General features: G+C 57.3%; 19 protein-coding genes. 11 read left to right on the forward strand and 8 right to left on the reverse strand.

The window, feature by feature from the left end; translation table 11 throughout:
• Positions 1-199: 199 nt before the first annotated feature.
• From HQL63_10495 to HQL63_10510, 4 genes are read right to left on the reverse strand one after another with little or no spacing between them, the layout of a single operon-like run.
• Positions 200-3,541, reverse strand: a complete 3,342-nt coding sequence (locus tag HQL63_10495; protein ID MBF0177257.1) for a restriction endonuclease — start codon at positions 3,539-3,541, stop codon at positions 200-202.
• An 8-nt stretch (positions 3,542-3,549) separates the two neighbouring features.
• Positions 3,550-4,959 carry a hypothetical protein gene (locus HQL63_10500; protein MBF0177258.1) on the reverse strand — a complete coding sequence of 470 codons (1,410 nt, stop codon included), beginning with the start codon at positions 4,957-4,959 and terminating at the stop codon, positions 3,550-3,552.
• Positions 4,956-5,780 carry an OmpA family protein gene (locus HQL63_10505; protein ID MBF0177259.1) on the reverse strand — a complete coding sequence of 275 codons (825 nt, stop codon included), beginning with the start codon at positions 5,778-5,780 and terminating at the stop codon, positions 4,956-4,958. The genes HQL63_10500 and HQL63_10505 overlap by 4 nt, the downstream gene beginning before the upstream one ends.
• A 24-nt stretch (positions 5,781-5,804) precedes the next feature.
• Positions 5,805-8,012: a hypothetical protein gene (locus HQL63_10510; GenBank protein MBF0177260.1), complete on the reverse strand. Its 2,208-nt coding sequence runs from the start codon at positions 8,010-8,012 to the stop codon at positions 5,805-5,807.
• 245 nt (positions 8,013-8,257) lie between these two features.
• Between HQL63_10510 and HQL63_10515 the strand changes: the two genes are divergently transcribed.
• A complete protein-coding gene (locus tag HQL63_10515) occupies positions 8,258-9,427 on the forward strand; it encodes a Fic family protein (protein ID MBF0177261.1) in 1,170 nt (389 codons plus the stop codon).
• A gap of 180 nt (positions 9,428-9,607) precedes the next feature.
• Here the strand turns inward: HQL63_10515 and HQL63_10520 are convergent, their stop codons facing one another.
• The 4 genes from HQL63_10520 to HQL63_10535 all read right to left on the reverse strand — a co-directional run bounded on the left by HQL63_10520 (position 9,608) and on the right by HQL63_10535 (position 15,899).
• Positions 9,608-10,873 (reverse strand): multifunctional CCA addition/repair protein, encoded by a 1,266-nt coding sequence (locus tag HQL63_10520; GenBank protein MBF0177262.1) that lies wholly within the window; start codon positions 10,871-10,873, stop codon positions 9,608-9,610.
• Positions 10,874-10,988: 115 nt separating this feature from the next.
• Complete coding sequence (locus HQL63_10525) at positions 10,989-13,133, reverse strand: protein kinase (protein MBF0177263.1); 2,145 nt, start codon at positions 13,131-13,133, stop codon at positions 10,989-10,991.
• Positions 13,134-13,260: 127 nt separating this feature from the next.
• On the reverse strand, positions 13,261-14,289 hold the full coding sequence (locus HQL63_10530; protein MBF0177264.1) for a GGDEF domain-containing protein: 1,029 nt from the start codon (positions 14,287-14,289) through the stop codon (positions 13,261-13,263).
• Positions 14,290-15,092: 803 nt separating this feature from the next.
• On the reverse strand, positions 15,093-15,899 hold the full coding sequence (locus HQL63_10535) for a flagellin FliC (GenBank protein MBF0177265.1): 807 nt from the start codon (positions 15,897-15,899) through the stop codon (positions 15,093-15,095).
• Between the two features lie 258 nt (positions 15,900-16,157).
• Here HQL63_10535 and HQL63_10540 point away from each other — a divergent pair, with 258 nt between their 5' ends.
• The 10 genes from HQL63_10540 (at position 16,158) to HQL63_10585 (ending at position 26,311) form a co-directional block, all read left to right on the forward strand.
• Positions 16,158-17,117: a GGDEF domain-containing protein gene (locus HQL63_10540; GenBank protein ID MBF0177266.1), complete on the forward strand. Its 960-nt coding sequence runs from the start codon at positions 16,158-16,160 to the stop codon at positions 17,115-17,117.
• Entirely contained in the window at positions 17,114-17,704 is a 591-nt protein-coding gene (locus HQL63_10545) for a thermonuclease family protein (protein MBF0177267.1), read from the forward strand. Before HQL63_10540 ends, HQL63_10545 begins: the two co-directional genes overlap by 4 nt.
• A 91-nt stretch (positions 17,705-17,795) precedes the next feature.
• Positions 17,796-18,608, forward strand: a complete 813-nt coding sequence (locus tag HQL63_10550; protein MBF0177268.1) for a hypothetical protein — start codon at positions 17,796-17,798, stop codon at positions 18,606-18,608.
• A 20-nt stretch (positions 18,609-18,628) separates the two neighbouring features.
• Positions 18,629-19,849: a glycosyltransferase family 4 protein gene (locus HQL63_10555; GenBank protein ID MBF0177269.1), complete on the forward strand. Its 1,221-nt coding sequence runs from the start codon at positions 18,629-18,631 to the stop codon at positions 19,847-19,849.
• Positions 19,773-20,639, forward strand: coding sequence for a molybdate ABC transporter substrate-binding protein (gene modA, locus HQL63_10560; protein ID MBF0177270.1), 867 nt, complete (start codon positions 19,773-19,775; stop codon positions 20,637-20,639). Before HQL63_10555 ends, modA begins: the two co-directional genes overlap by 77 nt.
• 40 nt (positions 20,640-20,679) lie before the next feature.
• The gene (modB, locus tag HQL63_10565) at positions 20,680-21,354 is read left to right on the forward strand and encodes a molybdate ABC transporter permease subunit (protein MBF0177271.1); all 675 of its coding nucleotides are present in this window, start codon (positions 20,680-20,682) and stop codon (positions 21,352-21,354) included.
• Positions 21,351-22,418, forward strand: coding sequence for a molybdenum ABC transporter ATP-binding protein (gene modC, locus HQL63_10570; protein MBF0177272.1), 1,068 nt, complete (start codon positions 21,351-21,353; stop codon positions 22,416-22,418). The genes modB and modC overlap by 4 nt, the downstream gene beginning before the upstream one ends.
• Before the next feature lie 30 nt (positions 22,419-22,448).
• Positions 22,449-23,510: an AbrB family transcriptional regulator gene (locus tag HQL63_10575; GenBank protein MBF0177273.1), complete on the forward strand. Its 1,062-nt coding sequence runs from the start codon at positions 22,449-22,451 to the stop codon at positions 23,508-23,510.
• Between the two features lie 299 nt (positions 23,511-23,809).
• Positions 23,810-25,117: an outer membrane protein transport protein gene (locus tag HQL63_10580; GenBank protein ID MBF0177274.1), complete on the forward strand. Its 1,308-nt coding sequence runs from the start codon at positions 23,810-23,812 to the stop codon at positions 25,115-25,117.
• A gap of 105 nt (positions 25,118-25,222) precedes the next feature.
• Entirely contained in the window at positions 25,223-26,311 is a 1,089-nt protein-coding gene (locus tag HQL63_10585; protein MBF0177275.1) for an NADH:flavin oxidoreductase, read from the forward strand.
• Positions 26,312-26,444 lie beyond the last annotated feature (133 nt).

Below are 26,444 nucleotides of genomic sequence, written 5' to 3' on the forward strand. Positions count from 1 at the left end.
TGTCAGAGAAAATTTACGCCACATCAGGCAATTAGGTCAATGTCGGGCACCACCGCTTTTTGCGTCCCCGTCATATGTCAAGCCTCAAAAAACTTGAACATCGAGTATACAGGTATCGAGATTCCCTTTCCGCAAAGGGATATCCATGTGCGATCCTGGCATGTGGCGTCTGGCCTGCACCCGTCCCGATGACGCGATTCTACGTCATGATGATTTTTGGCCACATGGGGAGGTCGGCTCGGGCGATCAGGCGTATGTCGTTTCTTTCGGCCTGCCGGCGAGCCTTGAGGCTGAAATTTTTCGCATTGGTCAGGGCAACGAGAAGGGGGGAATCGCCTCTCCGGTAGCGTTGCCTGGCGCGCAGTAAATCCTCTACCGCTTCGGCATCGCAGGGAGCTTCCGGTTGCCGGTACTTGCATTGGACAATGATGGAGCGTTGTGTTTCTGGATGGACAAGGATGGCATCGGCTCCCCCATCCCCCGTTCCTCCTGTCGGCTCCACCTGAAACCCTGCCTCCCGTGCTTGTCCCTGAACCCACCTTTCAAACTGTTGATGGTCCATGCGGTCGATCTCCTCCAGCAGGTTTTTTCCCTCCTTGTCGTTGGTCGGGATAACGCCCTCGCACAGATCTGCTTCGTCAGCACCGGGCAGCACGGGGGGCAGCAGCATCTGCTTGCCAAGTTCCCTCTTGCGCCGCAACAAGTCGTCAAGCTTTTGGTCAAAGCTCGTGGGAGCAATCTCTTTGTTGGGATGGATGGCCAATGGGTGATAGACATGGACCGTTTTCTCCTGTCCGATGCGGTAGACCCGATCCGTGCATTGGTCTTCCACCGCCGGATTCCACCAACGGGAGAGATGAATGACATGATTGGCCGCCGTCAAGGTCAGGCCAACGCCGCCGGCCCTTGGAGAAAGAATCATCACGTCGAATGCCTCGCGACCGGGTTTCTGAAACTCGTTGGCTGCTTTCTGGCGTTTTTCCCCGGCCACGGTCCCGTTGATGATCAACGGTTGATGGGGCAAGGCATAGCGGCGTTTGATCATACCGGCAAGCCGGACCTGCATCTCCAGGTCTTCCAAAAAGATCAAAGCCTTTTCCTTTTTTTTGGCAATGTCGTCCAACACGCGAAAAGTCACCTGAAAACGTGCCGACAAGGCCAGATAAGAGTCATCCTGGTCGTGTTCCCTGTCGGGCAATCCCCTGGGATCGATCGGGTGCAGGGAGATACCCCGCAGGGCATGCAATGTCTCCAACATGCTCCCCTTGCGCCCGTGCTGGTGGTGTTGGATCACTTCCTGGTACTTTTCGGCCTGTTTCGGCGGCATGGTTTCGGACAGGGAGTGCGGCTTTTTCTCTGGCAACCCCGGCAAATGGTCGTGCTTCATGCGTCGGAGCATGTAGGGGGGCCTGCCATTTTCTTCCCGGGTCAACTTTTGATGCAGGCGTTGCAGGCTTGCGTGGTCGTCGGCACGATACTCCTGCGCAAATGATTTGAGATCGCCGAGGAGTCCGGAAGCGGAGAGATCCATGATGGACCACAGGTCCGCCAATTGGTTTTCGACGGGGGTGCCGGTCATGGTCAGCATCATGTCGGCCTTGATGCTGGTGGCTGCCACCGCGAGCTGGCACCTCGAATTCTTGATTTTTTGTGCCTCATCGAACACGGCCACGGCAAAAGGAATCGATAAAAAGCTTATGTGGTAATCACGCAAGGTCTCGTAACTGGTCAAAACCAGTGAAGCACCTTTTATCGTATCGATTTTCAGGCCAGGCACACCGCGTTCAATGTCCGTACCCTTGACAATCTCCTTCAACTCTCGCAGATGAGTGCCATAGACTCGGCAAAAAGGTTCCAAAAAACCCTCCTGCACATGCCGACGTGCCTCCTCTTGCCAATTGACAAGCAGGCCGGTGGGGGCGACCACCAGGAAGGGGCGCTTCTCCCCGCTGCGCCGCAACCAGGCCAGAAACGCCAAGGCTTGCAGGGTTTTGCCCAACCCCATGTCGTCAGCCAACAGAAGGCCTGGCAAACCAAAGCGCCAGGATCGACACATCCACAAAAAACCTTCCTGCTGGTGAGGTTTCAAGGTGGTACGCACAACGTCGCCCAGCAGGGCAATATCGGAGAGGGATCCAGAATCCCTGGAGAAGCGCTCGCGCCGGTAGGTGACCACCTCAAGATTTTTCAAGGTCTCGGCAAAATATTTTTTCTGTTTCTCCCCATCCAGCTCCGATCCGGGTTTGGTTGTATCGGCAGGTGGCGGTTGTCGAACCAGAGTATGCAACTTATCAAGAACTTCCGCTGTAGCTGGAACATCATCTCCATGCCAGGGGACGGTGGCTTGTCCGGCGGTGACGGCCTCTTCGACTCTCTGGGTCAATTCCGGCAGTTCGTCACGTCCCAGCACAACCTCCCGACCACCCAACGAGATGCCAAACCGCTCGGGCAACCAGGTTTCTGGCACCCGTTCCAGTAACGGCATTTTTTCCTGTTTCCACTCGCCAATGCCAGTGACCCGTTCGGAAAACTCCTCGGTTTCGATGAACAAGCTCTCGATACTGGATTCCGACCAAAAGTCCCCCAGATGCTCCTTGAGGTAAGGTCGAGGATTGCGGGCAAACTGCCGCCGGGTTTCCGGGTCGGCCTGTTGCATGCGCCGCACAACAGTCAAAGCCTCCCGACAATCGGGATCGATGAAAACATACGAACCATCGCCCAAGGCATAACGATCCCGGCACTCCGGATTAGCGGAAAACCGCTGGTCGATGAAAGTCTTTTGATCGGCTTCTGCCAGCAATCCTTCCGCTTCTGCAATCTCCCCATCCCCGTCCTCGCTGCTCTCACGCAGACGCCGGGTGAAGAGAATGGGATCGAAGGTGATGCCATCCTTGCCATCCTGCAACCGCAGGGAGAAGGCCGAGGCATGGGCCATGCGAATCGACCGGAAGTGGCGGTCCATGCCGATTTTTTTCCCGGCTGCGGCATCCGCCAAGGCGTTTTGCAACACATCCTTGATGCGGGCCAATTGGGCAAAGCGGATGGGATCGTCTTGTGTCTCGCCTCTGCGGAAGGGTTCCACAGCCTCGACAACATCGAACAGGGGTTGCGGAATACGCCATTGGGAGGTTCCCTCGGCAAGAATGCTCCCCTGACGCTGACAACCATGGAGTTCGCGTCCACGATCCATCCAGACGCAATCGATGCGAAACGCTGCATCGGTGATGGCGCCCCGGCTTTCCAGATGCAGGATGTGGGGCACGGGATCCGGCAGACCCAGGGCCTTGGCATGACCTGCATGGAGAGAGGCAACCACACCATGGTCAAGGATGATCGCCTCTTCCCCCTCCAGCCGGACAACGTGGGGGTTTTCTTCATCCAGGCGGGCCTGGATCCAATCCAGAACGGCAAGCTGACTGGCTGGGGGGTGTTCGCTCCATGCAGAGAGAGGCACGACCCGTTTCTTGAACCATTTTTCCTCGATCCTCTCCAGGCGGACTCCGTTTGGACAGACGGCATGTTGGAAATATATTTCGCTCATGGTATGGCTCAGTCTGGCATGTAAGCGTCGTCACGCAAGGAAATGCCGGTCAGTTCCCGAATGCGGTTTGCAACAGCGGATTGCCAACGGCCTCCACGAGAAGTTGTGTGAATGAAAGCCATGTTGTTAAGTTCCTGGTTTTTCAATTGCTCAGCATCGTACTTCTCTTGATACAGACGGGGCGCAGAGCTGTCGTTCACCCGCCATATACGACATTTTCCGTTGAAGCTCCAATCAGCGATGATCAAATTATCAACTTTCATAAGAAGAACAGCATGTTGTGGTGATACCCCTTTCACAATACACCCAAAGCGACTCATTTCCTTGTCATTGTTTTCTTTAGATTTTCTCTCTGCAAAATGAGCTGGATCCCTTGCCAAAACCACCCAGGCCTCGCGAATGTAACCTTTATTGAAATAGGCCATCCAGAATGTTTCTCGATACTTCCACTGGTCTGGTTCCTTCTGGTCGGCAAACTCTTTGACGATGGCAATAAACTGCTCCAGAGAAAAACGCAACAACCAGCGCAGAATGACCTCTTTGGCGTTATCTTCCACCTGATTCCACTTGGAATGGCTGCTGGTGCGGGGGTCGCCGAACCGCTCCACCAAAAAATTACGTATGGCCTGCTTGATGGCCTCATCCGGGTCACGGCCACGAAACGGCAAGAGCAAGGCCTTGGCCAAGACATCGTTGTGCCTTGGGTAACGCAAACCCTCGTTGTCCGTTTCTGCCCACAAAAAGAATTGTTGCAAATGCACCAAAAGCATGCTCCCAGAGGTCAACTCATGGTGGATTTTCTCCAGTGCCAGCGCAAACGTCGTCGCTGCAAATCCACCAGCCATCACATGGGGTAAACCGGCTTCTGCAAAGATCACCCTGAAATCCCGGTCAGGACGTGCCATGATGGCAGCACATAAGCGTTTTGGTCCTGCCTCCGGGTCAAACAATCGATCGTTTTCCTGCCTGGTACGCCATTTCCACTCCCAACGCACCACCAGGCCCGCGATGGTTCCGGCCAAGAGACGAAATCCAGGTTTGTCAGAGGCAAATTCCTGGAGATAGATGTGGATAAGCGTGTGCAACTCCGTGCGACGCGGATCGGCCTTGAGTCTGTTGAGGTAATCATCCATGAAAGGGGTCTCAGCCAACCAGGGCTTGTCCCCTCGCCACAGGCACCAGGGAGCCTCACGCCATGTTTTATGGGTAAGGGCACCCAGTGTGCCACGATCTGTTGCCTCGCGCAGAATGTGCTCAATTTTATCCAAATCCGGCGGCTCTTTTGGCGGTTTTCCTTCCAGATTTCCCAGATCCAGAACCGCTTTTTCGAGGTGGAGAGGTCGTTCGGGGGGAAAAGCCAGGAAAGGCAGGGCGCGCCCGTACCGCAACTCTGCCAAATAGTCCTTGAGCCCCATCACCGTTTCTCCAGGAGTTGGTTTTGGATGCGTTCCAGTTCCCGGGACGAGGGCCTTTCCATAACGATGCGCAGATCGATGCGGCGGTTTTTGCGTTTGTTGTCCGGCGAGTCATTGCCTGCCACCGGGCGACGCCAACCATAGCCGGAAACGGAAAAAATCGGATTTTCTGACGCATTGACGAGTTGGCCCAATTCCGGGTTGGCATCCAACAGGCCAAAGGTGGCAATGGCGCGCAGGGTGGACAGGTTCCAATTGTAAATTTTCCCCTGATCGGTATCGGTTCCCGTGTTGTCGGTATGTCCCTCGACAAAAATGGTTTCCACCCGATTCCCTGCTGTGGAGCCGGCACATGCGGCAGGCGTCACCTGTGCCGGAACCATGGCGTAACAAGGAAGCACTTGCACCAGCGCCTTGGCCAAAACATCAATGGCATGCCGGCCTTCCGGTTTCAACTCGTGGCTACCCGAGTCAAACAGAATCTCTTCGGGCAGGTGCAGGATGCCATTCTCCATATCGAGACTGACGCGGATGCCCTCCTTGTGGAGGCGTTCGGCCACATCTTCAATCAACTTTCTGCGGCTTGCGTCGGCGCCGTTGAGTCGTTCCACCGTCTGACGCAATGCGTCCCTTTCCTGCCTTATTTTCTCAACCTCGTCTTTTTGGACATCCGTGGCTTGCCGCAATTGAATGGCAAAATACATCAGGAGAATGATGAAAATAAAAAGAACTCCCACCATCATGTCGGTCATGGAGGCAAAATAGTCCTCTTGCTTCTCTTCAGTGTCAGCGCAATGCCTTTTCTGGTAACGTCTGCCAAACATGGCCTGGCCTGCCCGGTCGTCGCTTTAGCGGAGTTGACTTCGATTTTGTTGCATTTTTTCTGCCATCTCCTCTAAACTTTCAACAATCTCCTTCACCTCTTCAACACCAGCGCCCAGTTTGCCGACCGCCGTTCCCATTTTTTCGTCAATTTGCCTCATATATTCCTTGGTGGCATGCGTAAGATCTGTGACTTTCGTTATCCAGACCCCCATAACCTGCTCCAGATGTTGATCGACATCCTCGAATCGTTTCTCATGCTTTTCCCAGTTATCACTCAACGTCCGGAGGGTTTGATCCAAATTCCTGGCCAGTTGCTGCGATTGTCCTTGCACCCCATGGAGCAAGGAGGCTGCCTCTTTGGTTTGTTGTCCAGCCTGGCTGACCCCGGCGGCGATGGTTTTCCCGGTCTCGGCCCAGGGCGCGGTGGCCTGACCGATATCGCGGGCAGCGCCTTTCATGGCCTCCTGAGTCAAGGTTGACAGTTCATAGATATTTTCAAGTCCCTTGACGTGTTTGCCAATACGGGATTCAACCTCGTGCATGGTGCTGGTCGTCTCCTGAATGGCACTCCGCAACGTACCGACGGCATCCCCTATCTTTCCGCTGTTCTCGACTGTATGACGTTGCATATCATCCAGCACCTGGGTGATTCGGCCTGTCAAACCTTCCGTTGCAGCCAACATTCTGTCGGCACTGGCTTCACCATGACGCCCCATATGCGCGGACGCCTCCGCAAGCCTGTCTTGCACAACAGAAACAATTGCACTGATATTTTTGACGTTTTTGACTGTGGACTCCCTGACCTCCCCAATCAATTTTTGTGTCTCATCCAGGAACCGTGTCATGTGTTGTCCCAGTTCTTCACCGGCCTGCCTGGGGACATTGGCCAGACCATCGGACATGTGCAGAACATTTTCCTGGATTTTCCCCATGGCATCGGCAAGTGCATCAACAGCCCCCTTGATGCCATTTTGCAGGGAGGTGGAGGAGTTTTCTGCCACACCATTCAGCGCTGTTGCAGCACTTTCCATGGAGCGGGCATTCGTTTCCACGGCGCCAGCAAATTTTTCTACAGCCTGAGCGAAAACCTTCTCAAAACGTTCGGCGGCGTTTGTGGAGGCCTGTTCCATCTGCTGCATGCTTCCGGCCATGTTCTGTTGCATGCCCTGCGAAAGTTGACGGAAGCCGTCGGCAGCCTCCCGCAACTCTCTGCCAGAGTTGCTCATCTGCTCACTCAAAACCTGCAACGATCCACCGACCTGGTGGAACTGATCGCCTGCCTGTTCACGAACCACATCTCCGACACTATTGCCCAGGTTCGCGTCGAGAGACTTGACCCCGTCCACAACCGGCTGCATGGCCCTGTCCATGATGCCAGGCAAAATCTCCTTGAAATCATCCAGGCTTTGCCTGAGAGCAAATGCCATTTCACCAGAATATTTTTCCAGGCTCTGCCCAAAAGCCATGGCCATATCACCAGAAAATTTTTTGAGCTGATCGGTTTGCTCCTCCAACTGCCGTGTTTGATCTTCGCCAATCTGCTCTGGGATCAAAGGCTGAAAAGCCTCTTCCAGGGATCTGCACAGATCAGAAAGTGCGCTCCGGAGCCTATGGAGAAGGACGTGATGGATAAGAGTTGTCAAGAGCGCACACGACAATCCTGCAATGGATGTAATAAATTTGACGGATGCAGCACGAAGAAGCACGCTAAGAGACTCCTGCAACTGGGCAATATCACCACTGACAAGGGATTGTGTGGCAAATTTAAGACCAGCCGCAAGACCGGCGAAAGTAAATAAGAGACCGAGACCAATAAATAGCGGAGGAAAGTGTCTTAACCATGTCATATGCAAACGAGTCTGATCCAAGTCAAAAAAGTGATCAGGGGGGGTTGTATAACAAGCGTAACCATTTTTTTGCCTCGTAACCAAATTCTTTTGGAACATCTTCCAGGAATATTCCAGAAATTTGACTTTTCCAAAGACGCTATCAAAATACCTCATTTCTATCGGAGAATCAACACCTTCTTTCTTTAATTGTTTTACAGTTATTTTTACACGTGACCATGAATAAATACATTGAACAAGAAAAATTATCACGGGGATGCCGCAAAAAAGAAACAAAAATAATGATAGAATGTAAGGGAGGTCTGGAATATTCTTAAATGATTCAAATATAAAATCAAACCCTTGCCTGATAAAATCAATCAGGTGATCAAAAAGCCTTGACATGCTTTATCCTAACTTTATCTGGAGGACGTCGGGAAGGCGGATTATGGACCCAATAGTCATAAAAATCCAGTCTTTTGACACACCGCGGCCGTCATGGTCATGATCATCGTTTCGGCTCCCAGACCATCCGTGGTGGTCGCGGACCGGATAAGGTGTGCTTGCCAAACCCATTCCCGCCAGTTATTTTATGATATCGCCATATGTTGAAATAATGTGACTTCCTGTTTTAACTTTGCGAGGTAAAAATGAAGCGGGATCTCCAGGGTCACCATGTGGTCGTCTCCACGGCGGGGGAGAGAGCCCTGGCCTTCGTGCCTGCGCCGTTGCCCCCGAGGCCGCCCATCGACTGGACGCCGGAGCTGCGTGGCAAGTTCGATCAGGCGCTCCTGGCGCTGGGGCGGCTGGACAGCGTTTCCATGCTGCTGCCGGACACCTCTCTGTTCCTCTACATGTACGTTCGCAAAGAGGCGGTGCTCTCCTCGATGATCGAGGGAACCCAGTCATCCCTTGCGGATCTCCTCCTGTTTGAGCTGGACCAGGAGCCCGGCGTTCCCCTCGACGATGTCCAGGAGGTGAGCAACTACGTCGCTGCCCTGAACCATGGGCTCCAACGTCTGGACGAAGGGTTTCCGTTCTCCCTGCGCCTCATAAGGGAGATTCATACCGTCCTGCTGGCCAAAGGTCGTGGCAGCCACCAGACCCCGGGGGAGTTCCGGCGCAGCCAGAATTGGATCGGCGGCAGCCGCCCCGGCAATGCCGCATTCGTTCCCCCGCCTGCCGAGCAGGTTGTGGAGGGAATGAGCAAGCTCGAACTGTTCATTCACGACCAACCCGAACCAACGCCCGTTCTTCTCAAGACCGCCCTGGCCCATGTGCAGTTCGAAACCATCCATCCGTTCCTTGACGGGAATGGTCGCCTCGGACGGCTCCTGATCACGTTGCTTCTGTGCGATCAGAAGGTACTCCGTAAGCCGATGCTTTACTTGAGCCTCTACTTCAAGACCCACCGGCGCTACTACTACGAGCTGTTGAACAACGTCCGCCTCATCGGGGAGTGGGAGGCGTGGCTCGATTTTTTCGCGGAGGCCGTCATCGCCACGGCGACTCAGGCGGTGGAAGCGGCGAAGCAGCTTGCCGACTTGGCCGATGAAGACCGGGAGCGTATTGCAGGCCTCGGTCGGGCAGCTCCTTCTGCCCTGCAAGCACATCGGGCCATGATGGAGCATCCCATCGCTACCTCAAACTGGCTCTCCGAGAAGACAGGTCTCACGCCAGCCACGGTCAACAAGGCCCTGGAGCGGCTGGAGCAGCTCGGAATCATCAGGGAATTGACCCATAAGCAGAGGAACCGCCTGTTCAGCTACACCCGATACGTCGAGATCCTGAACAGGGGCACCGAACCACCGGACCGATGAGCCGGAAGGGTAACGATTCACCACCCTTGCAAGAAAGGCCTGGACATGAAAGCCTTTGTCAGGGCTTCGCCCCGAACCCCACCAGGACGCTGTCCTGGACTAAGCCAGGGAACCAGCCCCCTGGATCCCGATTCGTTACCGGGTACCAGGGCAGTTACAAGCCAAGCCGAATAGATACGTTCAATTTTTGCCAGAAAACGAACTCTGATCCACACCCGCCCCTGCCGGGGACGCCACCAGGTGCCGCACCCGCTGGACCCGCTCCTGTCGGATGGCGTTACCCAGGGATTTTCCGGTCAGGCCACGCTCCAGCAACGGAGCCGTATCGACGGTCAGGCAGGTGGACAGGGCAGAGCGCAGCAGGCGTGCCTGGGGATAGGCCACGTCGGCATATCCGCCACGCCCCCGGGCGTCGGCCTCGCAGGCCAGTAATATCCCCCCGAAACGCGCCGGATTGCGGAAGGCATCGGCATCAGCCAGCAGGCGTACCATGGTTTTGGGCTGCATCTCGCACGCCCGGTGGACACGCCCGTGCAAACCGGCTGTCATCATGCCCATGCGCTGAAAATCACCGGGAATTCTCAGCCGTTGACAAAGTCTCTCCACACAGCCGATGCCACGTTCTTCATGGCCGTGATGGCGGGGCAAGAGCGATGGGGGCGTTTCACCTTTGCCCAGATCATGCACCAGGGCCGCAAAGCGTACCACCGGTTCGGACGACATGCGGGAAATTTGTTCGAGAACCAGGAGGGTGTGTTCCCAGGCATCTCCCTCGGGGTGGTGTTGCGGAGGTTGGGTTTGCCCCTGCAACGCGGACAGTTCGGGAAAAACCACCCGCAGGGCGCCACAGGCATCGAGAACGCGCAGATAGGTGGCAGGCGCCTCCGTGGCCAAGGCCTTGACCGTCTCCTGCCAAACACGTTCCGGGGTCAAAGAGGCCAATTCGCCGGAGTGGGCCAGGGCTCGCATCCGTTGCAGGGTTTCGGGGGCCACCTGAAAACCCAGCGTGGCAAAACGGGCGGCAAAACGCGCCACCCGCAAGACCCGCAGCGGATCATCGGCAAAAGTGGGCGACACATGGCGCAACACCCGCGCCGCCAGATCACGTTGACCACCATACGGATCCACCAACCCGGTGGTTGCATCCCAGGCCATGGCGTTGATGGTCAGATCACGTCGGCAGAGATCCTCTGCCAAAGTCACCGCAGGATCGGAATGGGTGACAAAGCCTTTATGTCCAGGAGAAATTTTGCGCTCGGTGCGCGCCAGGGCATACTCGCTCCCGGTCTCGGGATGCAAAAAAACGGGGAAATCCGCTCCAACCTGGCGAAACCCCCGAGCCAACATGGCTGCGGGTGTCGAACCCACGACGACCCAATCGGCATCGTGTGTGGGCAAACCCAGAAGCCGGTCGCGGACACCGCCCCCGACCTGATACGCCTGCAACCCGGTTGTTGGCTCTCCATCCGACGGGTCGTCTGCCACCTGAAGCACTCCTACCAATCATCGGCGACCATGACCAGGCCAGCCGACCCGCACTGAAGCACTCTCTAAAGCACTCTTACCAGTTATCGGCGACCACGACCAGGCCAGCCGACCCGACCCGCTCCTGAAGCACCCTGGACACCTGTTCCGCCTCCTGGCGGCTGGCAAAAGCGCCGACACCCACCCGATACCAGGAGCTCTCCCCCATCTTAATCAACCGACTGGAGACCGGCAAAGGACGATCCCGAAAACGTACCTGACCCACACGGGCGACAAAGGCCTTGGCTTCACTTTCCAGGGTGAAAGAGTCCAGCAGGAGAACGAAGCGCCCTGCGGATTCCTGTTGGGTCGGGTTGCCTTCGACACGGGATGATCCAGTCACGGAAGAAGCTGATTTTTGCCCTTGTTCCGCCAACCGTTGCTGCAAGGCCTGTACCTGCTGCCCCAGGGAGAGGGAACGTTGTTTTTCCTGCTCCAGATGGCTCGTCAACTCAAGAATGCGTTGCTGCATGGAGGCCACGGAGAGCTTGTCATCGGCCTCCATACCCAGTCCTGTGGTGAGGGGTTCTAACTTGACGCCGGCAACCACGGTTGGCGGCGCAACAGGCGCCGCACTCCTGGGCGCAGGTTGTTCGGAGGAACCCGGCCTGGCGAAAGTTGCCGGGGAAGAGACCACCGCCGGGATCGCCGCCACAGGTTGTACGTTGCCTGACTCCAGGCTGTTCGACAAGTCAGGCATGGAGATGACGGCATCCTTGGTGATCGCAGCCTGTTGCAGGAAGGAAGAGGGAGAGGCGAGTTGCTCCGTGCCTGTCGAGGTGGAAGAGTCCGCTCTCTGCGCCTCTTCGGGAGAGGGGAGCTGCCCCGTGCCTGCCGAGGTGGTGGAATCGGGCAGGCCCACACCGGAATCTTCCTCTCCCGACTCCCACCATAGGAAACCAAAGACACCCGCAACGATCAGTATGGCCAGAACGACCCAAAGCCACAGATAACTCCTCTGGGGTTGTTCCATGGCGGCAGCGGAGGAGAATGATCTTTCGGCATCCATCTGCCGATCCTGGTCATCCGGGGATGCCAAACCCTGATACCAGGCAGCCTCGTGTGTCAGAGGCACAGAACGTGCGGACGCGCCCCGATTTTCCTGGTCGTTGCCGGGGAATGTTTCGACCTGCTCCGATGTCGCTTCTTCTTCCCTCTCCGGGATCGCAGAAGAGGCAACATCACCGTGCCGGTCCAGGAGAGCTGGTGTCCCTGGTTCGGGCTCGCCTGCCGCAACCGGCGTGACTTCGGTGGTGGTCTCGGCTGGCGAAGGGGTCAGGGCATGGATGAAAGCCATGGCCGAGGCAAGACGTTGCCGAGGATCCCAATGCAGCGCCCGTTCCAGGATCATGTTTTGCTCGTCGCTCAACATCGGCAACGCTTGCGGGATGGGCCCCTCGTTGCGCCAACGTGCGGCGCTCAATGCCAGGCGGTCGGCATCCGAAAAAGGCGGTCGGCCCGACACCATCTCATAAAACATGACCGCCAGGGCGTAGATATCGCCGCCCGAATCCGGAGTTTGCCCCAAAAACCGGGCGCCACCATGCTCTGCAAACAAAAGTGTGTCCCGTCCCTGCCCCATACCGGCGCTTTTGACCACATACTGCTCGGGGGAGGCATAGGGAACCTGCTCCTGCAAAACGGTCTGGTCAAAGTCGACACCCCGGCTCCAGGCCAGGGAGCGCAGGGCATAGGAGAGACCAAAGTTGACCAGACGAACCTCACCACCGGGAAGAATGATGACGTTACCTGGGTTGAGATTGCGATGACAGACTCCTTCGAGGTGGGCATGATTGAGGACAATGGCAATCTTTCGCGCCATCTCCAAAGCATCGTCAGGTGACAACAGGCCGTTGGGCCGTTGGCTCCGAAACGCGGCCAGCGTCTCCCCGTCGATGTAGAGGGAGAGCAGAAAGCGCTGATTGCGCTGGGCATCCAGTATGTGGCCGAGGGAGGGCATGATCCCCGGATGGGCGGAAACTTTTTGGATTTCGGCAATGGTTTTTTCAAATTGTTGAGAGAATTCCGTCTCAGCGGAGAGAAAGATCTCCGGCAACGAGCGCATCACCACCAGGCGCTCTGTTCCCGTCTCCTCCGCCAGAAAAACATCCCCCAACGCCCAACGCCCGAACGGACGGCAGACTACATACCGTCCCCCGTCGATTTTTGTTCCGATGTCCATGCCCGAGCCACGCTCAAAATGTGCAAAAAATGCCGACTCCACCCAGAGGAACCATTTAACACCCTGGCTGAAAAAAAACAATTTGAAATAAGGCGTGGTCTACTGAATAGCTACCCTTCAGTCTGGTTTATCTGGAGACCCGGCAGCGGCCCGCAGCCTTGGCCCGGTACATGGCATCGTCGACGCGCGTCACGAACGTTTCCATGGATTCATTCCGTTCCCAACGGGCAAATCCGATACTCACCCCGAGTCTCTCCGCACCTGGCGCCTGGATGTTCAGGTCCGCGACCGACTGGCACAATCGGTCCAAAAGGTGTTCGGCCTTATCCAGATCTGTATTGGTCAGGATCAGGGAAAATTCATCACCCCCCACACGCGCCAACACGTCCGTATCCCTTACCATTCTGGACAGGGTTGCGGAGACCAGACGCAGGACTTCGTCCCCTTTCCCATGTCCCATCAAATCATTGACATCCTTGAAGTGGTCCAAATCCAGACCGGCCAGCACCAGGGGGGCGCCATACCTCTGTGCCTTGGAGAGCTCCTGTTCGAGGCGCTCATGAAACACCCGCCGGTTCACCAGTCCTGTCAACATGTCCCGTCGTGCCTGGTCGTAGAGATCCTCGTAGGCCAAAGCGCGTTCCAGCGGTCCCCGCAATTCGACCGCCATCTCCCCCATGAATGGCACGAGAACGGACTCCGTGTCAGGGTTCGCCCGGTGCAACATCAAGATGGCTTCCGTCGGTCCATCCGGGTTCAGGTCGACCAGGCAGAAGCGCAAACCCGGGTGACCATCACAGGATCCACACCCGACCGGCGGCGGCGCCTCCAGGAGGCGAAGGGCATAATCCATCAACTCTTGACGCCGTGGGCCGTGCATGGAACAGACCACATGACTCCGGTGGCGTGCTTCGCTGCGATAAGCCACCAGGTCATGCCGTAAATGTGGCGTGAGCCAGAATGAAAACGCATCGACCATGGAGGCCAGATCCAATTTGCCGGACAACTCCTTGTGCAGGTCATAGATCCTGGCCAGGTGTTCACTTCGGCGCCGATACCAGTCGAGTTCCTCGATGAGATTGGAGGAGTAGCTGGTCAACAACAGATTCGCCTGGCTCTCCAGAGACCGGTTTTTCAGACTGAGGACGATACCCATCGCTTTTACTCCCACGCCAAAACTGCGGAAAGACTCTGCATCTTCCATGCTGCCGTTGAGGATTGCCAAGTTCGTGCCAATCGGTCTCACAAGGCGCACATTTAATTGATAAGTGTAAAAACAAATCGTTACTCTAAGGATAACGGCAATGGGGAGCTGTACGGTATAGGGTTACTCCCGAAGACAGGGGAGAATTTTCCCTCTGGAGGCAAAAAATTTTCGTGGGGTATTTGGCTCTATTTGCCTGCTGGCCGGCAGGTCTAAAAAACAAAACCGCCTCACTTCGGGAGAAGTGAGGCGGTTTACATGTCATTCCAGGCCTCGTCCGTTGGATTGTCCCAAACCTTGCGCATGGAGACCAGTTGCGCATACCTCAAGGGATCTCGTTCCTGATTCTGCCGATGGGTGTGTCCAGGTAGCCGATAAAATCCAGCACCTCTCTGGCCAGGAGTGGGGGTAGGTTGCGGACCTTCATCTGAAGTTCTTCGGTAAGGCTCATGGTCATCGTTTTTCCTCCTGCTGTTTCATCCATCCCCCCTGCATGCGTCCGGTTTCATCCACGCCTTTGATGGTAAATTGGAAGGCATCGTGGGACAAAAAGTGTTCCTCGTGTTGCCAAAAGCGCGAATGACCCCGGGTTAAAGAAGGATGTCCGTGTGAAAAAGTTGGCAATATCCGACAACAGCCACAAAAAACGCCAATATCAGCTGATACTAATATTGGCGTAACTTGAAAAATAGGTTCTTTATGGTGGGAGGCACAGGGATTGAACCTGTAACCCCTGCCGTGTGAAAGAAGTGCGCCTACTGGAGAAGGCCGAGCGCACTGTTCGAAGAGAGTTTGTTCATTTGCGCCATGAGGGCGATGTTGAACTGTTGTTTGACCGTGGAACTGGCCAAGCCAGCCGAGGCCTGTCCATAATCGGTGTCTTGCATGGAGGAACGTGCGCTCTGGGTAGCCACGTTGGTGTTTTGCAGATTGGAGAGACTTGTCTCCAGGCCTGACTGGGCGCCGCCAATATCCGCCCGGCTTTGATTCAGGGTCGCAAGGCTGGTATCGATGGAAGAGATGGCGCTGGCCGCACCGGCCTGGGTGGTCAGATCCAAAGCGCCGAAGGCGCCAGAAAGGTCGGGCATGGTCAGAGAGGTCTGATCGGTCGAGCCAGAACCGGTCTGTAGGCTGATGCTTTGTCCAGCGTTGAGCAGGCTCTGGCCATTGAAGCTGGTGTTGTTGACGACATCACTGATTTGCGACTGGATCTGATCGGCCTGGGTCTGAATGTTGGCGCGATCAGCGCTGGTAAGCGTCCCATTGGCGCTTTGCACGGCCAATTCACGCAGCTGTTGCAGGCTGTCACTGATTTGTCCCATGCCGGAATCGGCAACCTGGGTCAGGGAAAGTCCATCGTTGATATTCCCAATCGCCTGGCTGTTGCCGCGTATCTCACTGGTCATGCCACTGATAATGCCCAACAAGGCGGGACCATCCTGCGCCTGGCTGACGCGGCTTCCGGAGGCCATTTGCCGAAACAGGCTGCTCATCTTTGTCTTGGAGGAACCCAACAGATTGATCATCCCCTGACCGGTGGAGTCCTGAATGGAGAAAGCCATGGCTGCGTTACTCCTGTTTGGCTACGAAAAAGTCTCAAAACACCCGGCGGAGGTACGCACCAAAGGACGAACCCCACCCCTCCTTGACATAATACAGAACCTGACGACAAATTCCAACACGATTTTCCGTGAACCCCGAGCGTGGCCGGGTGGGGAACAGTGGCCGCAAGACTTGTTTTCCATACCCGACCCTGGATGTTTCTGCTAGAGTCTGCGGCGGGAGTTTTTTGTCCGTCATCTTGCCATCGGCCCAGGAACATGATCGAACTCGACCTGCATGACGAAAATTTTCGCAACCTCAGGCTTTTTCAGGGAGTCAGCCCCGAATCGATCGAGCATGTCATCAAGACCTGCTCCGTTCGGCATCTGCAACGGGAGGAGGTGTTGCTGGCCCCCGGTCAGGCCAACAACGAGATCTATCTCCTCCTCTCCGGGACGCTGCGCATTCATCTGGAGACTTTGGGCACTCCAGCGCTGACCATGATCCAACCCGGCGAGTGTGTCGGGGAGATGTCCATCATCGACAACGAGATCGCTTCCGCTTTCGTGGTCGCTGCGGAAAAGTGCACGCTGCTTTCGATTCACCAGGAAGCCCTGTGGCAATTGATCCATCTATCCCATCAGGTGGCGCGCAACCTCCTTTTCATTCTGTCGCGGCGGATGCGTTTCACCAACGAAGTGATCGTCGAGAACGCCAAACGTCAAACCCTGCTGGAGCACTATGCCCGGGTCGATCCCCTTACCGGACTGTATAACCGCCGTTGGATGGACGAATCCCTCTCCCGGCAGATGCTGCGTTGCCAGCATAGCGACAAGCCGCTCTCCCTGATCATGATGGATGTGGACCGATTCAAGGCTTTCAACGACACCCACGGCCATCTGGCCGGGGATTTCGCTCTGATTACTTTGGCGCAAACCCTCTCGGAAATGCTGCGTCCAGGCGATTTTGCAGCCCGTTATGGGGGTGAGGAGTTTATCGTGGTTCTGCCGGAGACGAGCCTGGCTGATGGTTTTACCATCGCCGAACGATTGCGGTCCGCGATTGCCGAAACGGAGATTCTGACCGGCGATGGTTCCACCCTGCCTCCCCTGACCATCTCTGCCGGTATCGCGACGACGCCGCCGGCCACCTCGATCGAAGAGTTGATCGCCACGTCCGACAAGGCCCTCTATCAAGCCAAGGACGCTGGGCGCAATCGGGTGTTTCCGACCGCATGAAAAATCCGCCCGCCCCCGTGCCTGTGGCGCCGGGAGGGCGCACCCCTTTTCGAACTCTGGGTCACGTGCTTGTCGTAGTTGTGGTTGTCGTTCTGGTTGCACTTCCGCCTCGCCAAGCCAACACTGCCCGGACCGGGGAGGTTGTCCCTGTCACGGGCGCGGCCACCGTCCTCGACGGAGATTCCCTGCGGATCGATGGCCAGGAGATTCGCCTGCACGGAGTAGATGCCTGGGAGGCTCAACAAACCTGCCCGGACCAAAAGGGCCAACCGTTCCCTTGTGGCGCCATGGCATCCGCTTTCTTGCAGGAGTTGGTCAAAGATGAACCGGTGCTTTGCATCCCCCTTCTGCGTGATCGTTATCGACGTCTGGTCAGCCACTGCCTGTTGCGTGGCCGGGATTTGGGTTGGATATTGGTGGAAAAAGGTTGGGCAGTCGCCTATACCCGTTACTCGGACTACTACCGATCATCGGAACAGCAAGCCAGAGATCAACGCCTGGGTGGCTGGCGAGGGGGGGCCAGTCATGAACCGCGATCGCCGGAAACATGGCGCATCGCCAACCGCTCCAGATCAAACCATCGCTAGGGGTTCCGTCATGAAGCCTATTTTCGTGCCAGTTGCCGTTTTCTTGCGTCACGCCGGGCATTCTTTCCTGATATTTCTAGGCGTGTGGCTCATGTGGGTGTCGCCGCTTCAGGCCGACATATACGAGTGTGTCCATCGCGTTTCGGGTGATCGCGTCTGGCGTAATCGACCTTGCGATCCGAGCGAAAACAGGGCCTCTTTTCAGGTCACCACACCAGATCCCGTCAAAGAGAAACCTGTAGCCGTTCCCAGCGCTCCAAACGCGCCCTCCACTGCCGCATCCACCGTTCCAGGATCTCCCAACCAACACACCTTGCCTCCAACTCCGGGCGATGGTCCAAAGCCGGCCTTGATCCAACCGCCCGTTCAGCAAGGGGCACCTGTTCCACCCATTGCCAACGCACCCGGCGTTCCTTCTGTTGCTCCCGGCACCCCGGGAGGAGAAGTCACAAACCTTTCCCCAGCCGATCTGGTTACTCCTTCGTCCCTGCCTGGCACCGATCTGGCCGAGGTCGATCAAGTGTTGATGGTCGCCAAACGCAAAACAGAGAGCCGGGATGGCCTGGTTTTGATGAAGTTTCAATTTCGGAGTTCCAAGACCAACCGGGAGATTCAATGGGAGGCCAAACTCAAAAAGGTTTTGGCATCCTGTTTCCTTTATCAGGAGTCGGAGAGTCCAAACGCCGATGTCTCCACCCTCGGCAAGCCGCTGAGTCAGGGGTCGGGTTTGTTGGGCTCCTGGCAAGAGACCTTCCCCCTTTACTTTCCCAAAAACTATTTTGCCGATGTCAAAAAAACCGTTTTCGGTCGCATCGAGTGCGACTTTGAACTGCCCAACGGGAAACGTGCCCATGCCCGGACCATTGCCCTCAACAAGATCCCTCTGAACGACGCCAAGCCGTAGACCAGCGCAAGGATAGAGTCATGCCAGCCAGGGAAGTCACCACCGACTTGCCGTCTTTGTCCCCATGCCCGGCAGGACCGCTGTTGGTGATCCTTCTCGATCGGCTGTCGCAACTCATCCAAAAAGGGGAGGTCACCGCGCGGTACTACAACCCCGGAGATTATTTTGACGAAGTTCACATCCTCCTGACCAACGACGATCAGCCGGATCTTCGGATGGTGCAAAAAATGGTCGGTCGGGCGCGGCTCCATCTGCACAACCTGCCCCTGCGCTCGTTTTTTCAGCAGCAGGGGTGGCATCCGTTGACCCTGCTGCGTTGGCGCGACGCAGGCGTGGCCCTGGCCCAACACATCAAACCGGCGGTAGTCCGTACCCACGGGGCCTGGTTGAACGGCTGGCTGGGGGTGCGGATTTGCCGGACGTTGCATATTCCCCTGGTGGTTTCTCTGCACGTCAACACCGATGTGGATACCCGGCAACGCACACCGTGGTGGCCACATTGGCGGAAAAGGGCGATGCACCAGATGGAACTCTATTTCGAGAAAAAGACGTTGCGTGGAGCCGACTGGGTCTTGCCAGTCTACGAACCGATCCGGAGCTATGCCATGCGGCGGGGAGCCAGGCAAATTCGGATTTGTTATAATGTGTTGAATCCGGACCATCTCGGTGAAAAAAAGGATTTTTCTCTCCACTCTCCGCCACGCATCATCTCCGTTGGCCGGCAGATACCCGAGAAAAATCCCGTCAACATCATCCGCGCCCTGGCCCGGATCCCGGCTGGAGAGTTGACCCTGGTGGGAGATGGTCCCATGCACGCCTTCCTGCGGCAAAGCGCCGTGGATTATCAAGTGGCCGACCGGGTCATCTTCCTGCCTTCCGTCGCCAATGACACCCTCTGCCGAATGCTCCCGGATTTCGATCTGTTTGTGACCCATTCGGAGTATTGGGAGATCAGCAAGGCTGTCCTGGAAGCGCTCTTGACCGGATTGCCCATCATCCTGAACCGCCGTCGGGGAGAACCGGTCCCCGAGCTGCAAGGGGAGTGGGTCAGCCTGGTTGATGACACCCCGGACGATTATCAGCGGGAGATCACCCGGCTGCTTGATGACTCCGCTGCCCGTGCGACCATGGGGCGACGCGCCTATCGACACGCCCAGGAGCATTATGCCCCGGCAAAAACGGAAAAGATTTTTGCCGATTTTTATCACTCCCTGCTGCAAGAAGCGAAACGAGGCGCCTGAGAAAGACGCACGGCGCCCCATCCGTTCGTCTCCAGAGGAGATTTGGTTCGTGAAATTCCGGGTGCTGTTCGCCACTCTGTTGTCCTGTAGCCCGGCCTTGGCCGAACCGGTTCGTGTGGCCGTGGCAGCCAATTTCGCCCTCCCGGCCAAGGTGATCGCCGCCAACTTTGCGCAGGAGACCGGAGAGAGTGCGGAACTCTCCTTCGGCGCCACGGGAAAGCTCTACGCACAAATCAGGAATGGCGCTCCCTTTGCGGTACTGCTTGCTGCCGACGCCGAAACCCCAGCCAAACTGGAACAACAAGGCGATGCGGTCAACGGCAGCCGGTTCACCTATGCCGTAGGCAGGCTTGTCTTGTGGTCTCCCAAACCCGACGCCGTGGACCCCCAGGGAGAAGTTTTAAAAAAGGGTCATGATACCCACCTGGCCATTGCCGACCCCAAGCTTGCTCCCTACGGGGCTGCCGCTGTGGAGACCCTGAAAGCTCTCAGCCTGTTGCCGACCATGCAACCCCGATTCGTCCAGGGAGAAAACATTGCCCAGGCATACCAGTTCGTGGCTTCGGGCAATGCCGGGCTCGGATTCGTTGCCCTTTCCCAGGTCATGCGGGAGGGCCGAATCATGACAGGTTCAGCCTGGATCGTTCCCGACCATTTTCACCAGCCCATCCGGCAGGATGCCGTGATCCTGCGCAAGGGCGAGGGAAGTGCCGCCGCCCGCGCCTGGATGGATTACCTCAAGGGGGACAAGGCCAAAAGGGTCATGCGCTCCTTCGGCTATGGCTTTTGAAACGATATCGTTTTGACAGTTACTGGCTCTTGACTTGACGATGCCCGACTCCAGCGACCTCGACGCCATCTGGCTGACCCTCAAACTGGCCACAGTCACCACGCTCCTGCTGCTCCTGATCGGCACCCCTCTGGCCTGGTGGCTGGCCCGCTCCCGCTCCCGCTGGAAAAACCTGGTGGGCGCGGTGGTAGCCCTGCCCCTGGTGTTGCCACCCACTGTTCTGGGCTTTTACCTCCTGATCGCCCTGGGACCGGACGGGCCGGTGGGGCGTTTGACCCAGGCGTTGGGGTGGGGTGTGTTGTCGTTCACCTTTTCGGGTTTGGTGGTGGCTTCGGTTCTCTACTCTTTTCCTTTTGTCGTCCAACCGATCCAGAATGCCTTCGAGGCCATGGGTGAACGCCCCCTGGAGGTGGCCGCCACCCTGGGCGCCTCACCTCTGGACGCCTTTTTCACGGTGGCTTTGCCCTTGGCCAGGCCTGCTCTCCTTACTGCGTCCATTCTGGGTTTTGCCCATACAGTGGGTGAGTTTGGCGTGGTCCTGATGATCGGTGGCAACATTCCCGGCGTGACTCGTGTCGTTTCCGTACAGATCTACTCCCACGTGGAGGCCATGGAGTATGCACAGGCCCATGGGTTGGCCGGGGGGATGGTGCTCTTTGCCTTTTTCGTTTTGCTCATGCTCCATGCTTTTCGTCCAGACCGGCGCCGCTCATGACCATCGAGGTACGCTTCTCTCTCGTTTGGCCGGGATTCTCCCTGGAAGTTGATTTTCAATGCCCGGGAAAGGGGGTCACGGTGTTGTTCGGGCGTTCCGGGTCGGGCAAGACCACCCTGTTGCGTGCCATTGCCGGCCTGGAGAAGGTGGCCGGTGGCCGGCTTGTCGTCCAGGGCGAGATTTGGCAGGAAGGATCCCTGTTCCTTCCCGTCCATCGGCGTCCCCTGGGTTATGTTTTCCAGGAGGCGAGCCTTTTTCCCCATCTCTCGGTACGCGGCAACCTGGAGTACGGCCAGCGCCGGGCCAAACGGGTGGAAGCCGCACGCTTTGCGGCCATGATCGAACTGTTGGGTCTCGGCTCCCTGCTGGATCGCAGGCCGGAACGGTTGTCGGGCGGAGAGCGCCAGCGCGTTGCGATCGCTCGCGCTCTGCTGACCCAGCCACGTCTGTTGCTGATGGACGAGCCCCTTGCCTCCCTGGACCAGGATCGCAAAAACGAAATCCTGCCTTACCTCGAACAATTGCATGGGGAGTTGAAGATTCCGGTGCTTTACGTGAGCCACGCCCCCGAAGAGGTGGCACGCCTCGCCGACTACCTGGTGGTGCTCGGGAAGGGAGGGGTATTGGGCTCCGGTCCCCTGACGGAGATGCTGGCCCGGTTGGACCTGCCCATTCGTCTTGGGGAAGAGGCTGGCGTGGTGCTGGATGCGGTGGTGGGGGCTCGTGATACCCAATGGCATCTGGCGCGCATGGATTTTTCCGGTGGGGGAGTGTGGGTGCGAGACAGGGGGCTGCCTGTCGGCCATGCCGGGCGTGTCCGCATCTTGGCCCGGGACATCAGTCTTGCCCGGGAGAAAATGACCGGCACCAGCATCATCAACACCCTGCCTGTCCAGGTCACCGGACTGGGTGAGGATGCTCACCCGGCGCTTTGTCTGGTACGCCTGGATGCCCGAGGAACCCCCCTCCTCGCCCGTCTCACCAAACGTTCCGCTTCCGCCCTGGAGCTTGCGCCGGGACAACACCTTTGGGCGCAGATCAAGGCGGTGGCCTTGATCGCCTGACAGACGCATATCAGCTTTTTACGGCAGATCATGGACAAGGATATGATAGCGCTCTCCCTGAACAAACACCGCCCCACCCTCCTGACCCTGGGTACCGGGCTGTGCGGCGGCGTACTGGCTCACCTGATGGGATTGCCCGCACCAGCCTTGTTGGGCAGCACGCTTGTCGTTTCGGCTGCGGCCCTCTCCGGTCAGGCCATGCGCACTCCCGTTGGACTGCGCCATGCCGCATTTACGGTCATCGGCTGTTCCCTGGGCAGTGGTTTTACGCCGGATTTTTTTGCGCGTGCGCTGCTTTGGCCGGTGAGTCTGCTAGGACAAAGCCTGACCCTGATATTGATCATGCTTTGTTCCGGTTGGATCCTGACCCGATTTTTCGGACATTCCAGGCAGACAGCCATTCTCGCCTCATCGCCGGGAGGGCTCTCCTTTGCCATTGCCCTGGCCGCAGCGGGGGTCGGCAATGGCCAAGCCATCTCGGTCATCCAAAGTCTTCGCCTTTTGTTTATCGTCCTGGGGTTGCCACCACTGTTGTTGTGGATCGGCCTGAACGGGGGAGAAGGCACACATAAGGCGCCGGTTCTGCTCACCCATCTCCAGTCCTTGGGCCTGTTCATGGGGGCTTACCTCTTGGGCAACTCGGGGGCCAGACGGCGTGTGCCGGCGGCGCATATTTTTGCCGGCATGCTCTTGAGTGGTGGGTTGCACGGGTTTGGCCTGCTGCGCGGCACGTTCCCCGTGTTGCTGTTGAACCTGGGATTTGTCATCACGGGAGCGGTGATCGGATCCCGTTTCAGGGGTGTGACCCGGCAGGATCTGCGTCAATTTTTGGGAGCGGCCACACTCACCATTCTCACCGCCATCACTCTTTCTGCCACAGCCGCCTGGTTCATGTCCCACTACCTGGGCATCTCCTTTGGCCAGGTCTGGATCGCTTATGCCCCAGGCGGGGTGGAGGCCATGGCCGCCATGGCATTTTCCATGGGTTATGATGCCTCCTTCGTGGCCACCCACCACCTGTTCCGTATCCTGCTATTGATTGGGCTTGTTCCGTTTTTCCTGCGGCTGGTGGGCCGGGTTGATGCGTCATGAGGTAAGGCCGCTTTGATTTGCGCAAGAGGTACGGTTGCAGTTGACACTGGGACATTTCAACGCGCAAGATTGCCCCAGTTGATTGAGCGGGTTGCGTTGATCCGACAGCCCTCTGGATATCCGCCCGACTTTTTGCGTAGCATCATGCGGGTCATGGTCAAGTCAATCACCGTTTCGCTGGTCTGGGGTCGATCTCGTCATCCTTGCCGAGGCGTCTGCTGCATCCAAGCCAAACGGAAGTCCGTTCTACCACCCAGCGTCGAGGCAAGACATAAAAGTCTTTCAAGAAAGGAATCGTCATGGCCAAATTCTTGAGGATATGTCCGCAAAAGGTGATCCGTTTTTCCGCCCTTGGATGGGCCGCAATGCTTTGCTTGGCAGTTCCGGCGCAAGCCACCAATGGGTATTTTTCCCATGGTTACGGCACGATATCCAAGAGCATGGCCGGGACGGGAGTGGCCTGGGGAGGGGATGGCATGGCGGCTGCCAACAATCCGGCCACCATGCTCCAGGTGGGCAACCGGTTGGATGCAGGCTTGGCGTTTTTCAATCCTGAGCGTGGTTTCACCGCCAACAACGATGCCCAGACCCCTCCGTATGCGTCGATACCTGCCGGTTCCTACGACAGCAGGGATGCGTTGTTCCTTATTCCCTACGTCGGCTACAATCACATTCTGGACGCCGATACGTCCATCGGCTTCAGCCTGGGCGCCAATGGTGGCATGCTGGTCAACTATGGCGACAATGTATTTCGCAATTTCAATTCCGGCGCCAACCTGGCATCGAGTCCCACCTCTTCCAGGTTGGAACAGATATTCCTGGGCGTCAGCATGGCCCGACGGGTCCACCCTGACCATACGCTGGGCATCATGCCCATTCTCAGCGTGCAACGCTTTGAGGCCAAAGGATTGGAACCCTTTCAGGCCGTCTCCGCATCCCCCGACCGTGTCACCAACAAAGGGATGGATTACTCCTATGGCATGGGTTTGAAGCTCGGTTGGCAGGGCAGGATGAATGATTGGCTCACTCTGGGAGCATCCTATCAGACTCGCACCTTCATGACCCGTTTCAAGCAGTATCAGGGCTTGTTTGCCGAGCAGGGGGATTTTGACATTCCCCCGCTGATGACTGTGGGGGCTGCCTTCCGGGTTGCGCCCCAGTGGACGGTTTTACTGGATCTGCAAAGAATTCAATACAGCCAGGTGGCGGCCCTTGGCAACAGCAACGATCTTCCGATGAGTACCGGGGGCACAATCCTCGGCACGAGCGGCGGCCTTGGCTTTGGCTGGCGGGATCAGGATATCGTCAAACTGGGGGTGCAGTGGCAATACAGCGATGCGACCTCCTTCCGGGCCGGGATCAGCCATGCCGATCAGGTTGTTCCCAGCCAGCAGGCGCTTTTCAACATTCTGGCTCCGGCGGTGGTGCGCACCCATCTGACTGCTGGCTTCAGCCAAAAATTTGCCGACAAGGGCACTTTCAATCTCTCCCTGATGCACGCCCTCAACGAAAGGGTCGCTGGAACCAACCCCAACACTGGACCCCAAACCGGCTATCTGGAAATGAACCAGAACGAAGTGGAAGTCAGTTGGACGTGGGGCTTCTGACGAAACATCGGCCCAGCGGAACGAGCCGTCGAAGACCTGTCATAACTGTTCGGTTCCTGTAACCATGCATCGTCCCTGATCCACCTGCTGCACGGGTAGCCCGTCATGCCAACGAACGCCGAACTCCTTTTTCAACCCATCCGCCTGGGAAATCTGCACCTGCCCAATCGGGTCGTCATGGCGCCCATGACGCGCAGCCAGTGCCCGGGCGGCGTGCCCACGGAGAGGGTGGCGGCCTATTACGCCCGCCGGGCAGCGCACGGCGTGGGTCTCATCATCACGGAAGGGGTTCTGATCGAGGATCCCGTGGCGGGTGGCTATCCCGACTGCCCCCACATGTATGGTGATGCCGCGCTTCAGGGCTGGCGCGGCGTGATTGACGCCGTGCATGCAGCCGGGGGGTGCATCGCGCCACAAATCTGGCATGTCGGCGGAATACATCGTCTGGGAGAACCTCCGAACCCACAGCTTCCCGGCCTCGGGCCGTCCGAAGTCCGGGAAAAAGGAGAGACGCTGGTGCGCGCCATGACCCCTTCCGACATCGAGCGTATTGTCGATGCCTATGCGACTGCGGCCCGCAACGCCAAAAAGATCGGCTTTGACGCCGTCGAGATCCATGGCGCCCACGGCTACCTCATCGACCAGTTTCTTTGGGAACGCACCAACCGCCGAAGTGACGCCTACGGGGGCAATTTTGCCCATCGTCTGCGTTTTGCCGTTGAGGTGGTGACTGCGGTACGGGCAGCCGTTGGACCGGAATTTCCGGTGATCTTCCGCTTTTCCCAGTTCAAACCCCAGGATTACGCAGCACGGTTGGCGGAGAACCCCGAAATGTTGGCAGCACTTCTTCTGCCGTTGCGCGCTGCCGGGGTGGACATCTTCCACGCCAGTTGTCGCCGTTATAACGATCCGGAATTTCCGGACTCCCCTTTGAACCTGGCGGGTTGGAGCAAAAAAATCACCGGATTGCCCTCGATCACCGTGGGCAGTGTTGGTCTGGATGATGTCTCCTGGTCAGGGGCCAAGGCCGCTGACATTGCCCCGCTGCTGGAGCGTCTGACACGGAATGAGTTTGACCTGGTGGCCGTAGGCCGCGCTTTGCTGGCAGATCACGCCTGGGCCAGCAAGGTGCGTCAGGGTCGTTTGGGGGAAGTGGACCCCTTCGTCAAGGGATCCTTGCAACATTTCATGTAGACCGCCCGGCGCATGCGGCGGCGGGGGCCTGTTTTGTTTGAGAACAAGCAACTATTTGGCACCCTTGCAAGAAAAGACGGTGGTGTCCTACGTTGACCTAACTGGTCTAGCCGGGAACAAAACCCACTCTTCA

The organism is Magnetococcales bacterium (assembly GCA_015231175.1).
Lineage (GTDB): Bacteria > Pseudomonadota > Magnetococcia > Magnetococcales > DC0425bin3 > HA3dbin3.

What these genes read in the sequence shown, in the direction of transcription:
- HQL63_10495 (MBF0177257.1), bottom strand. Translation starts at nt 3,541, where the DNA reads ATGAGCGAAATATATTTCCAACATGCCGTCTGTCCAAACGGAGTCCGC.
- HQL63_10505 (MBF0177259.1), bottom strand. Translation starts at nt 5,780, where the DNA reads ATGTTTGGCAGACGTTACCAGAAAAGGCATTGCGCTGACACTGAAGAG.
- HQL63_10510 (MBF0177260.1), bottom strand. Translation starts at nt 8,012, where the DNA reads ATGTCAAGGCTTTTTGATCACCTGATTGATTTTATCAGGCAAGGGTTT.
- HQL63_10515 (MBF0177261.1), top strand. Translation starts at nt 8,258, where the DNA reads ATGAAGCGGGATCTCCAGGGTCACCATGTGGTCGTCTCCACGGCGGGG.
- HQL63_10525 (MBF0177263.1), bottom strand. Translation starts at nt 13,133, where the DNA reads ATGGACATCGGAACAAAAATCGACGGGGGACGGTATGTAGTCTGCCGT.
- HQL63_10530 (MBF0177264.1), bottom strand. Translation starts at nt 14,289, where the DNA reads ATGGGTATCGTCCTCAGTCTGAAAAACCGGTCTCTGGAGAGCCAGGCG.
- HQL63_10535 (MBF0177265.1), bottom strand. Translation starts at nt 15,899, where the DNA reads ATGGCTTTCTCCATTCAGGACTCCACCGGTCAGGGGATGATCAATCTG.
- HQL63_10540 (MBF0177266.1), top strand. Translation starts at nt 16,158, where the DNA reads ATGATCGAACTCGACCTGCATGACGAAAATTTTCGCAACCTCAGGCTT.
- HQL63_10545 (MBF0177267.1), top strand. Translation starts at nt 17,114, where the DNA reads ATGAAAAATCCGCCCGCCCCCGTGCCTGTGGCGCCGGGAGGGCGCACC.
- HQL63_10550 (MBF0177268.1), top strand. Translation starts at nt 17,796, where the DNA reads ATGTGGGTGTCGCCGCTTCAGGCCGACATATACGAGTGTGTCCATCGC.
- HQL63_10555 (MBF0177269.1), top strand. Translation starts at nt 18,629, where the DNA reads ATGCCAGCCAGGGAAGTCACCACCGACTTGCCGTCTTTGTCCCCATGC.
- modA (MBF0177270.1), top strand. Translation starts at nt 19,773, where the DNA reads ATGCCCCGGCAAAAACGGAAAAGATTTTTGCCGATTTTTATCACTCCC.
- modB (MBF0177271.1), top strand. Translation starts at nt 20,680, where the DNA reads ATGCCCGACTCCAGCGACCTCGACGCCATCTGGCTGACCCTCAAACTG.
- modC (MBF0177272.1), top strand. Translation starts at nt 21,351, where the DNA reads ATGACCATCGAGGTACGCTTCTCTCTCGTTTGGCCGGGATTCTCCCTG.
- HQL63_10575 (MBF0177273.1), top strand. Translation starts at nt 22,449, where the DNA reads ATGGACAAGGATATGATAGCGCTCTCCCTGAACAAACACCGCCCCACC.
- HQL63_10580 (MBF0177274.1), top strand. Translation starts at nt 23,810, where the DNA reads ATGGCCAAATTCTTGAGGATATGTCCGCAAAAGGTGATCCGTTTTTCC.
- HQL63_10585 (MBF0177275.1), top strand. Translation starts at nt 25,223, where the DNA reads ATGCCAACGAACGCCGAACTCCTTTTTCAACCCATCCGCCTGGGAAAT.